The 10,143-nt window shown below is 44.8% G+C and carries 10 protein-coding genes and 2 pseudogenes; 3 read left to right on the forward strand and 9 right to left on the reverse strand.

The annotated features are described in order from the left end of the window. The 6 genes and pseudogenes from QZ735_RS01635 to QZ735_RS01660 all read right to left on the reverse strand — a co-directional run. Positions 1-343 (reverse strand): annotated as a pseudogene (locus tag QZ735_RS01635) (ammonia channel protein); the annotation flags it as partial. Positions 344-450: 107 nt separating this feature from the next. Further along, complete coding sequence (locus QZ735_RS01640) at positions 451-1,092, reverse strand: alpha/beta hydrolase (protein WP_294243580.1); 642 nt, start codon at positions 1,090-1,092, stop codon at positions 451-453. Between the two features lie 102 nt (positions 1,093-1,194). Then, on the reverse strand, positions 1,195-1,824 hold the full coding sequence (locus QZ735_RS01645; RefSeq protein WP_294243582.1) for a YceI family protein: 630 nt from the start codon (positions 1,822-1,824) through the stop codon (positions 1,195-1,197). A gap of 78 nt (positions 1,825-1,902) precedes the next feature. Continuing rightward, positions 1,903-2,469: a YceI family protein gene (locus QZ735_RS01650; protein WP_294243584.1), complete on the reverse strand. Its 567-nt coding sequence runs from the start codon at positions 2,467-2,469 to the stop codon at positions 1,903-1,905. 189 nt (positions 2,470-2,658) lie between these two features. Next, complete coding sequence (locus QZ735_RS01655; RefSeq protein WP_294243585.1) at positions 2,659-3,711, reverse strand: glucokinase; 1,053 nt, start codon at positions 3,709-3,711, stop codon at positions 2,659-2,661. Between the two features lie 113 nt (positions 3,712-3,824). Beyond that, entirely contained in the window at positions 3,825-4,388 is a 564-nt protein-coding gene (locus tag QZ735_RS01660) for a hypothetical protein (protein ID WP_294243586.1), read from the reverse strand. A gap of 294 nt (positions 4,389-4,682) precedes the next feature. On the opposite strand from QZ735_RS01660, the gene QZ735_RS01665 reads away from it, so the two are divergent. Next, positions 4,683-6,065, forward strand: coding sequence for a DUF1800 domain-containing protein (locus tag QZ735_RS01665; protein WP_294243588.1), 1,383 nt, complete (start codon positions 4,683-4,685; stop codon positions 6,063-6,065). 35 nt (positions 6,066-6,100) lie between these two features. Continuing rightward, positions 6,101-7,285 carry a DUF1501 domain-containing protein gene (locus QZ735_RS01670; protein ID WP_294243590.1) on the forward strand — a complete coding sequence of 395 codons (1,185 nt, stop codon included), beginning with the start codon at positions 6,101-6,103 and terminating at the stop codon, positions 7,283-7,285. A gap of 368 nt (positions 7,286-7,653) precedes the next feature. Here the strand turns inward: QZ735_RS01670 and QZ735_RS01675 are convergent, their stop codons facing one another. From QZ735_RS01675 to QZ735_RS01685, 3 genes are all read right to left on the reverse strand, one after another. Beyond that, on the reverse strand, positions 7,654-7,794 hold the full coding sequence (locus tag QZ735_RS01675; protein ID WP_294243592.1) for a hypothetical protein: 141 nt from the start codon (positions 7,792-7,794) through the stop codon (positions 7,654-7,656). Positions 7,795-7,846: 52 nt separating this feature from the next. Then, entirely contained in the window at positions 7,847-8,863 is a 1,017-nt protein-coding gene (locus QZ735_RS01680; RefSeq protein ID WP_294243593.1) for a WYL domain-containing protein, read from the reverse strand. Between the two features lie 241 nt (positions 8,864-9,104). Continuing rightward, complete coding sequence (locus QZ735_RS01685; RefSeq protein ID WP_294243594.1) at positions 9,105-9,437, reverse strand: HopJ type III effector protein; 333 nt, start codon at positions 9,435-9,437, stop codon at positions 9,105-9,107. A gap of 98 nt (positions 9,438-9,535) precedes the next feature. Between QZ735_RS01685 and QZ735_RS01690 the strand changes: the two are divergent. Further along, positions 9,536-10,143: pseudogene (locus QZ735_RS01690) on the forward strand (RNA-splicing ligase RtcB); the annotation flags it as partial.

The following is a 10,143-nucleotide window of genomic DNA, read 5'->3' on the forward strand; positions in this document are numbered from 1 at the left end:
CTCCGTCAATGGTAAATCCGATAGAATCCCCGAAGGAAAGAGAAAAACCGACAACCACCCACACAATTGAAATCACACCCAATGCGATAAAGCTCTGCAGCATAGTGGAAATCACATTCTTTTTTCCCACCATTCCGCCATAGAAAAAAGAAAGGCCGGGTGTCATGAGAAGGACCAGTCCTGCTGCTGCGAGAATCCAGGCTACATCAGCACCAACGATTTTATCTTCTGTCAGGAAATCCCCGGTATCAGGAAGATCAGCCGCCGGGCTCCAGAATAGCCCGCCGACAGCCACCAGGCAGATAATTGTAAAAGAAACGATCCATTTCAGGCCTACTTTCATGAGATGTGTATTTTTATCCCTGCAAAACTACATAATAATTTTATAAAAATGAAAAATTAAAGCAGACACCCCATTAAATTTACATAAAAATTAAAATAAAATATAATTTATTTCAACACCTCCCTTAATATCAGAGACACCTCCTTTGATTTTGTAGCAGGAAACAAATGAGTCCCCCCTTTTATAACATAATCCGGACGGCAGTTTTTAATCGGGAATACGATGTCGCGGTCTCCCAGGATCTGTATAACTTCCGGACTTTCCTCAAATTTCCAGTCGGAGATCTTTTCAACGGACCACTTCAGGTAATATGGATCGCGGACCTGAAAATACTGCAGGACTTTAGGGTTCTTAGGATCAAAAAACTTTCTGACTACCGAATATACCCTGGTCGTTCTTTCATTGAAAAAAGTAACCGGAAGCAATCTCGGAATGCGGGTCAGCTGGCCCGTCCGGATCAGCCTCGATTTCTCTTTATCGGATCTGATACTGCCCAGGATGACCACTTTTACGGCAGGCTTCAGCTTATTGATTTCCTGCACCAGAATACCGCCAAAAGAATAGCCTACCAGGTAAAAAGGCTCTGAACCGTTTATTTTTTCAGCCATCCGCGCAACATAATGCGGAAAGGTTTCATTTTTTTCCGGGATAAGCCAGTCGATGAATACGATTTCATGCTGCTCCGGAAACCTGATTTTTTCCAATACCTTGAAATCTGCACCCAGGCCGCTTACTACATAAATTTTCATAATGCTAAAATAAAAAAAAATATGCTGTTAGAGCTTAAAGCTCTAACAGCGTAAAAAAAGCGGCTTCCGAAGAAGCCGCTCTTATTTAATGCCGTCAGAAAACTATTTCTTTTTCTTAACAGGTGTCCTGTTTTCATTGTCCAGCTTTTCGGTAGAAAGCTTGAACTGGATATCCATTTCGTTTTTAATGAAGTAATCTTTCAGGGAAGACTGGTAGAATACTTTGAAATCCCTTCTGTTCAGAGAGAATTTAGCAGATTCTATTACCACCGTAAACTGGGTGATGTATACGTTGGCCGGGAAAGTAATTGTTTTTCTTACCCCTTTAATGGTAACGTCTCCGTACACCGTAGAATTGAATTCGCTGTTTGCCAGGGGAATAATTTTCGTAAGGTGGAACTTCGCCAATGGGAATTTCTTAACCTCAAAAAAGTTGGAGCTTTTCAGGTCATTGGTCAGTTTTACCTGATCTTCGTCAGAAACATCACCGGCCATGATGGACTTCATATCGATTACAAATTCACCATCCACCAGGACGGTTTTATCAAAAGTAAATTTACCGCTTTTCAGCTTTACCGTTCCGGAATGGGTAGTCGGAACCGTTTTCACTACTTTGTATCCCCACCATCTGATTTCGGATGAGGTTACCTTCACCACTTTATCTCCTTTCTTCTGAGCGAAAACAAAAGACATGCTGATGCACATCATAGCAAACAATAATAATCTTTTCATTCTTTTTTATTTACAATTCAACAAAAATAAAAAAAAGTGTAGAACTTCTACACTTTTAACAATTTTTTTTTGATTAAATTATTTGGCTGTTACTTTTACCAGCATTTCAATATCATCTTTCACAAGGACATCCTGCATGGTAGACTTATACGTTACATCAAACTTCTGTCTGTCGATTGTAAATTTCTTGGATTGCAGGGTTACCGCTCCATTGCTGTAGGTAATTTTTGCAGGGAAAGATACAGGATTGGTTTTTCCTTTCACCGTCAGGTTTCCAGATACCAGGGAAGTATATACCTTATCATTATTCTTCTTTATTCCGGTAATTTTAAAAGTGGCTGTAGGGAACTTTTCCACTTCAAAGAAATCACCGTTCTTCAGATGCCCGTTCAGTTTCTGCTGATATTCGCCGGTAAGATCGGTCGCGTTGATGGAGGTCATATCCAGTACAAAAGTACCGCCTGTAAGCTGGTTTCCTTTCATCATCATTTCCCCGTTTTTCACTTTTACGGTTCCGGTGTGAGAGCTGGCTTCGGATTTTGCAATTTTATATCCCCACCACTGGACATCGGAGGTCATCACTTTTTTCAGCTGCCCGAACGCCAGTCCGCTGGCCAGTACTGATAACAAGAATAATTTTTTCATTGGAATAAAGTTTATGTATTATTTACGGATGCAAATGTAATCAACTGCAGCGAAAGATAGCCTTGATATACATCAATAAATTCAATATCTTTTATCGTCCGTTGTTACCAATAGAAAAACTCCGGAATAATCCGGAGTTTTTCTATTGATTTTATAAGCTTTTTTAAGATGTTTTCAGGCATGGGCTGCTTACTCCTGATGGTAATAAGCAGTATACAGGGCAATCCCGTTCAATGCCGTATGGTTCTGCTTCACCAGGTAAATCGGGATGTTTTTCAGCATTTCTTCCATTTTGTCGCTGATCTTGTATTTTTCGTAGAATTTGTCTTTGTTGACGTAGGCTCTGATTTCCTGAGGAATATCCCCTGAAAGGAACAGCCCGCCCGTTGCTTTAAGCTTAAGGGTCAGGTTATTGGCCTCCCGGGCAAGGAACTCCAGGAAGGTATCCAGTGCGATCTTGCAGATCATGACATCTTCTTCCACCGCTGCTTTGTAAAGCTCCTGCACGAAGTTTCCGTTTGAAAGCCTTTCTGCCAGCCATTCCGGCTCAGGATGCCTCTTTACGTCCCTCAGGAAGCGGTAGATGTTGAACAATCCTGTTTTTGAAAGTACGTTTTCCCAGCTTACAATACCATAAATATTGTTCAGGAACTGGTAGAATTCCACCTCTACATTGGTTCTCGGGGAGAACTCGGAATGCCCGCCTTCCGTAGCAAAAGGCCTCAGGTATTTTCCGTCGAAGAAATATCCGGCTTCCCCAAGTCCGTTTCCGGGAGCCAGGATGGCCACGTTTCCTTTTTCCAGGTGTCCGCTGGAATAAATCGGTTCCAGGTCATTATCTTCCAGAAGGGCCATTCCGTAAGCGGCAGCTTCCTGGTCGTTCAGCATCTCTACCTTTTCGAAACCGAAGTCCCCTGAATATTCTTCCAGGTTCAGCTCCCATCCCAATCTTTCCGGGCTGCTCTTTCCGTTAAGCACAGGCCCCGGAACAGCCATTCCGAAACGTTTTACATTTTCCAGCCCGTTATCCTGTATGAATTTTTTCAGGATGTCTGAGAAGGAAGCATATTCTTTGGTAGGATAATCCTGCTGTACCTTAACTTCGATCGCTCCGTTACCGGAAATATAATAACCCAGAGTGGTTACGTCTTCACGAAGGTTTGCGCCAATGATGGACACATTATCATTGCCGGTATTTTTTACGCCCGGTAAATAAAGTGGAAATTTCGGATTCAAATTCATAACCTCAAATTTTATCAAATATAATAATACTTTTCGTAAGTTTCCGCTGTAACCAAAAAACCTTTTCAAAAAATCGAAAAGGTTTGGTTAATAATTGCTTATCTTAAATCTAACTACTTCCCTAATGGAATATTGTAAGAAAAGCCTACGCCAATGTTACCCACATTGTAGTCCTGGCCCGGCAGGTCGCCGTTGTTTCCTACAAATACTTTCTGGTACTGCACAAAGAAGTTCCAGTCACGGTTGTGATATCCTATTTCAGGCTTCAGGTAAAATCCTCCGCCTGGTCTGTCCATCACAGAATTGGCAGCAACCTTATCATTTCCTACCAGGATTCCGTATCCGATATCGGTACCGAAATAAAATCCGGTCTGCTTAGGATAGATTCTTAACAATGCCGCTACAGGAATTACACCTACGTCATTATTGTCATATCCGTTATTGTCTTTAGCGAAATAATGGGTATACCCTGTCGCAATACCCAGTCCGAAGCCTGGCGTAATCAGGTTCTGATAAGCCACATCCACGCCAACTGCAGCGGAAAGGTTATCGGAAGGCACCGCCAGTCCTACATTAGCACCTACTTTAATCATATTATTCATCTGTGCACTCTGTGCGCTTAACGCACCTGCCGTCAAAACGCCGGCCAACAGCACTGCCTGTTTAAACATTTTCATACTTCTGATTTTAAATTTTTGCTATGCTGACTGCTGTAAAAATCGTGCCAAGCACAAGGATTAAAGTAAGTTTAACATACCATGAGTATTCAGCGTTTTGACTCTCAGTAATTTATTACATATTGAAATTTAAATGTTTGTTTAATGATTTATTCTGAGTGCCCGCAGAATACCGAAAGCTGTCGTACATAAGGTACAATTCATTACAACCCGGTCCCCCGTTCTTTTAACAAACCTTAACCGATATTAATTTAACTTTCCCGTACCTTAAGGATCAAAAAATAAATTCTATTTATGCCGGTCCCTTCCTTTATTCATAACAAGCATCTTCTCTGGCGGGCAGGATTCGGGGTGGAAACCGCACAGTTTGATCACCTGCATACCACAGACATTTCTGAATTGCTGGAAGAACTGATAAGCGAAGAAGCTTTTTCAGCAATTGGATATCATGCCTCTGGAAAGGAGACCGTTAATGCCATGGAGCCTGCTTCGCCGGCAGAAAAGAAAAAGAAAATGCAGAAGATCTACCGGCAGCAGAACGAAGAACTGAATCTGAATTTCCTGGATAAAATGGTCAACAGCAGGGAACAGCTGAGGGAAAAGATGGCCTTTTTCTGGCATGGGCATTTTGCTTCAAGGGTGCAGAACCCTGAATTCAACTGCCAGCTGCTGAATGTAATCCGTAAAAATGCACTGGGGAATTTCAAAGACCTTCTATATGGAGTCAGCCAGTCACCGGCTATGCTGAATTTCCTGAACAACCAGCAAAATAAAAAAGACCATCCGAATGAAAATTTTGCCCGTGAAGTGATGGAACTTTTTACGATGGGCCGCGGGAGCTATACCGAAAAAGACATCCGGGAAGCTGCCCGGGCATTTACCGGCTGGGGCTATGCCAAAGACGGAAGGTTTATGGAAAGAGAAAAGCTGCATGATGAAGGTACAAAGACCTTCCTGGGAAAAACAGGAAATTTTACCGGATCGGATGTTCTGGATATCATCCTGGAGCAAAAAGCTACGGCACGGTTCATTACCGTAAAAATTTACCGCTTTTTTGTGAATGAAAATGCAGACGGGCCGACAGTAGATGCATTGAGTGAAAAGTTTTACGATTCCGGATACGATATTAAAAGCCTGATGAAGGATATCTTTTCAAGTTCATGGTTTTACAGCCAAAAGAATATCGGTACCCGGATCAAGTCCCCCATTGAACTGATGGCCGGCATGATGCGGGCACTGCCCATGGAGATCAGAAATCCTGAGAACCTCATCGTCTACCAGAAACTGCTGGGGCAGATGCTGCTCTACCCGCCCAATGTAGCCGGATGGCCCGGCGGAAAATCCTGGATCGACAGTTCCACACTGATGCTGCGGCTTCAGATCCCGCAGATCTGGTCAGGATTACGCCCGCTTGATTACCGGCCGAAAGAAGACGATGACCTTGATATGGGCCTGAAATCCCGATCTGCAGACCCTGCAGGAAAAGGCTTTAAAAATCCCAACATCACCATCGACTGGGAACGCGTGGAAAAGGTATTTGCCGGAAAGAATATCGGGGATTACCTGCTCCAGAGCACCCTATCACCTGATATCTCTACTGTCAACAATTTCTCTGATGGCTCCTTAAGAATGAAAGTCATTAATCTGATGTCTACTCCCGAGTATCAACTAATGTAAAACAAACCCGCTGCTTCCTCCAAAAAAATACCGCTATGCTGATTAAAAGAAGAGAATTCCTCAAAATAAGCTCCCTGGCCACCGCATCGCTGCTGATGCCCAACTTCCTGAAAGCACTGACGGTTGATGAAGCCCTGGAACCGGAACAAAAAGTCCTGGTTGTCCTCCAGTTTACCGGTGGAAATGACGGCCTCAACACCATTATTCCTGTCAGGAACGATATTTATTTCAGGGAGCGCCACAGCATAGCCGTCAGAAATCCGCTTTTGCTCAATGAAGCGGCCGGCATCAATCCTTCGCTCAGCTATTTTAAAGAACTCTACGATAACGGTGAGCTTGCCGTACTGAACAATGTAGGCTATCCCAATCCTGACAAATCGCACTTCCGGAGCATGGACATCTGGCAGTCTGCAAGCCGTAGCGACGAATACCTGGATTCCGGATGGCTGGGAAGGTTCCTTGATGATGAATGCTACCGCTGTGAACATCCCACCCAGGCCCTGGAGGTTGACGACATGCTGAGCCTGGCCCTGAAAGGCGAACGCAATAAAGCCTTTGCCTTTAAAGATCCGAAAAGGCTGTACCAGACCAGCCGGGAAAAATACTTCAGGTCCCTCTATGATCATCACCATGAAGATGAAACGGTTTCCTATCTGTATCAGACACTGGGTTCTACCCTCGATAATGCCGGTTATATCTTTGAAAAAAGCAAAGCCAGACAATCAGATCAGACGTATCCGGATTCCCAGCTGGGAAAAGATTTCAGGACAGTGGCTTCCCTGATCAAATCCGACATCAATACCCGTGTGTATTATCTTTCCGTAGGAAGTTTCGACACCCATGTGAACCAGAACGAACGCCAGCAAAAGCTTTTCCAGGACATCAATGAGGCGGTACACTCATTTACGGCAGATATGAAAAGCAATGGCCTTTTTGACAACATCCTGCTCATGACCTTCTCCGAATTCGGTCGCCGTGTTGCCCAGAATGCCAGCAACGGTACCGATCACGGAACGGCTAACCAGATGTTTTTCATCAGCGGCGGGCTGAAGAAAAAAGGGCTCCTCAATCCCCTGCCCGACCTGACTCACCTAAACGAAGGCGACCTCATCTACACGGAAGATTTCAGGAAAGTCTATGCCACCGTTCTTAAAAAATGGCTGAAGGCAGATGCTTCAAAAGTCCTGGGCTGGAGAAACGGAATATATGATTTTATATAGGCGAGTGGATGGCTGCCTGCGGTTGGCTTATGGCTAAAATCATGCACAGTAACCGGACAGGCAGCACCACCAGAGCGGTCAGCTTTTCAGTACATAAGAAAGATAAGATCCGGATAAATGCTTTAAAAATATTACAGCACACAGAAGGAGGAAATCAAAGACTTTCACTGCCATCATACCCTCAGCCTCCCGCCCTATCGAAAACCCAAGAACCATCACCCATAAACCATCAACCATAAACCATCAACCATCACCTATCATCCATCATCCATCATCCATCATCCATCACCCTCTCCCTTCCCCCAAAAGACAACAAAAAAGAGACTGCCATGACGCTGACAGTCTCTTTTTATACCATGGGTATCACATTATTCCCAGTTGTGTACGGGAATCTGTTTTTTATCGGCCGCCGGCTTCTCGTCGAACTTTTCAGCGATTTTTTTAATGATGAATTCGATAACAATCGGGGCTACTACAGCAACTACCGCTTTTAGTATTCTGGATTTCATAACAGTTATTTTTTTAATATTCCGGATACTACAATTTCCAAGCCATTATCCGTTAAGCATCACTGCCAGGCCCCTCGATGTAATTCATACAGGCTTCCTGAAGGCTTTTCTGAATTCTTTTTTTCAGTTTTTCCGGCTTCAGCACGGTAATGAATTCGCCCAGCCCCAGGATCATCCGCTCCAGCTCAAAATTCAGCTGGACACAGATTTTAAAGGTGGTTCCGCTCTCGTCCTCTGCCATGATTTCCTGTGAATGATGGAACGGCTTTGTCTTCACATACGGTGCATGTTTCGTATTGATTTTGAAAACGACATTCTGCGGCCGCTGGGTCTCGGACACCGTGACGCCGATCACCTCGCCGAAATACCGGTCGGAGTCGAAATCCTTGTCGATATATTCCATCCTTTCTTCCACGCTTATGGTTTCCATCCGGTCGAGAGCCAGGGTATACATCCTGTTCTTGCACCAGCCGATCAGGAACCAGCGGTTGTTGTATTCCTTCAGCAGCTGGGGATGTACGAAATAACAGTCGGATTCCCGTGCCTTGAAACTTTTGTAATTGATGTTCAGCACCTTTTTATTAAGGATGGCTTCGTACAGGATGTCGATATGCTCCAGGCCTTTCAGCTTCTCATTTTTATCCAGGTGGATGATGGATTTCGGGCTCCGGGCATGGATGGAATCTTCCAGCTTCTGGATGACACCGTTCATATCCCTGAACATGGAGAAGTCCTTGAACTGCTTCAGGATCTGCACGGCATTGTTCATGGCCTTCAGATCGCTTTCATTGACGGAAATGTTATGGATGCTGTAATCGGGATCGCTGTAACGGTAGTACTTCCTCTCGTAGACTTCAATCGGGGCTTCGTAACCGAACTTTTCGCTGCGCATGTTCTGCAGGTCGAGCTGTACGGTACGGCGGCTCACAAAAGACTCTTTGCCTTCGAATTCAAAGAGGGCTTCGGAACACTCGTCGATGAGGTCCTCCAGAGTGTATTTCCGGTACTTGTTTTTCAGGCATTTGTCCAGGGTTTTGTACCGGATCAGGGCATTTTTATTGGATGACATGGTATATTGAGCTGTTTGTTTTTTTATTTGGGCGTGTCCCTCAGCCGACGCCGTGGCCATCGCTTTTCAGGCCGGGCTGCTCCGGGCTCCACTTCGTTGCGGTACCGTTTCCGGGAAACGGCACTGCACCTTTCAGGCGCACCCTGCACATCCCTCACGCGGGATCCGTCTGTTAAACCTCATAGGTTTTCAAAACCTATGAGGTTTGAATAAGTCTTGAAGACCGGCAGTTTTAAGACAATTATTTTTCCTGAAGGGCTTCCTTTTCAAATGCAATTCCCTCCCATCCGGATTTCATAAAGTTCCTGATGTTCTGGTGATCGGTTCCTTCCGGGTTTTTCAGCACATCTTCCCGGTAGAAGTCTCCGAAAAGGCTTAAGGTCTCCTCTTCCGACAGGTTGTTCAGGCGGGCAAAACTGAAAATTTTACATGAACCGTTGTTCTGGTTTTCTTCGTTCACCGTATCACCGTTGGTGAATTTTGCCGGTGTAAAATCGTAATGTGCGTCGATATAGGCGATCACATCGCTGAAACAGAGGGTTTCAGTTGAGTTTCTGAGCTGTTCGGGGATCATTTTTTAAAATTTTACCAAAAATAATGAAAAAATATTCAGCTGCGCAAAAAGATTGCATACTTGCGCCGTTACTTTGCCTCAACAAAATGAGAGAACTTATGGAATTTAACGGAAACAACCTGATCGAAATGGGATACCGTCCTGCCAGATGGTTTAAGGAAGCCATCGAATTCATCAACGAAAATCAACTGGACGAAAGCCGGATCAAAATATATCTGGAACAATTCAGACAACCTGAACAGGTACCGCTCCATGAAACACCGAAAGATTTTATCATCAACATCCGGGCAGAGCATGAAAGCGAGAATGATAATGTGGAAAAAGTGATCAATACCATGAAAGTACTGATGAAGACCCCTACCCTGACCGAGGGTGCCGTTATGCCGGATGCCTGCCCGACAGGACCTGCGGGCAATATCCCGGTAGGCGGCGTGGTTGTGGCGAAAAATGCCATCCACCCGGGATTCCACAGCGCGGACATCTGCTGTTCGGTGATGCTGACGGACTTCGGGAAAGCCGATCCTAAGCAGGTACTGGATGCCGCCCACTCGGTAACACATTTCGGATACGGAGGAAGGCCGAGAGGAGAGCAGATGCCGATGTCGCAGGAACTGATGGACGCCTTCCGGGAAAACGATTTCCTGAATGATGAAAAACTGATCAGTATTGCCCGTTCGCATATGGGAACCCAGGGCGACGGAAACCA

Source organism: uncultured Chryseobacterium sp. (assembly GCF_913776365.1).
GTDB lineage: Bacteria > Bacteroidota > Bacteroidia > Flavobacteriales > Weeksellaceae > Chryseobacterium.

Excerpts from the sequence above, each read along its gene's own strand:
- QZ735_RS01670 (WP_294243590.1), top strand. The coding sequence starts at position 6,101 with ATGCTGATTAAAAGAAGAGAATTCCTCAAAATAAGCTCCCTGGCCACC.
- QZ735_RS01645 (WP_294243582.1), bottom strand. The coding sequence starts at position 1,824 with ATGAAAAGATTATTATTGTTTGCTATGATGTGCATCAGCATGTCTTTT.
- QZ735_RS01655 (WP_294243585.1), bottom strand. The coding sequence starts at position 3,711 with ATGAATTTGAATCCGAAATTTCCACTTTATTTACCGGGCGTAAAAAAT.
- QZ735_RS01660 (WP_294243586.1), bottom strand. The coding sequence starts at position 4,388 with ATGAAAATGTTTAAACAGGCAGTGCTGTTGGCCGGCGTTTTGACGGCA.
- QZ735_RS01640 (WP_294243580.1), bottom strand. The coding sequence starts at position 1,092 with ATGAAAATTTATGTAGTAAGCGGCCTGGGTGCAGATTTCAAGGTATTG.
- QZ735_RS01685 (WP_294243594.1), bottom strand. The coding sequence starts at position 9,437 with ATGATCCCCGAACAGCTCAGAAACTCAACTGAAACCCTCTGTTTCAGC.
- QZ735_RS01675 (WP_294243592.1), bottom strand. The coding sequence starts at position 7,794 with ATGAAATCCAGAATACTAAAAGCGGTAGTTGCTGTAGTAGCCCCGATT.
- QZ735_RS01680 (WP_294243593.1), bottom strand. The coding sequence starts at position 8,863 with ATGTCATCCAATAAAAATGCCCTGATCCGGTACAAAACCCTGGACAAA.
- QZ735_RS01665 (WP_294243588.1), top strand. The coding sequence starts at position 4,683 with ATGCCGGTCCCTTCCTTTATTCATAACAAGCATCTTCTCTGGCGGGCA.
- QZ735_RS01650 (WP_294243584.1), bottom strand. The coding sequence starts at position 2,469 with ATGAAAAAATTATTCTTGTTATCAGTACTGGCCAGCGGACTGGCGTTC.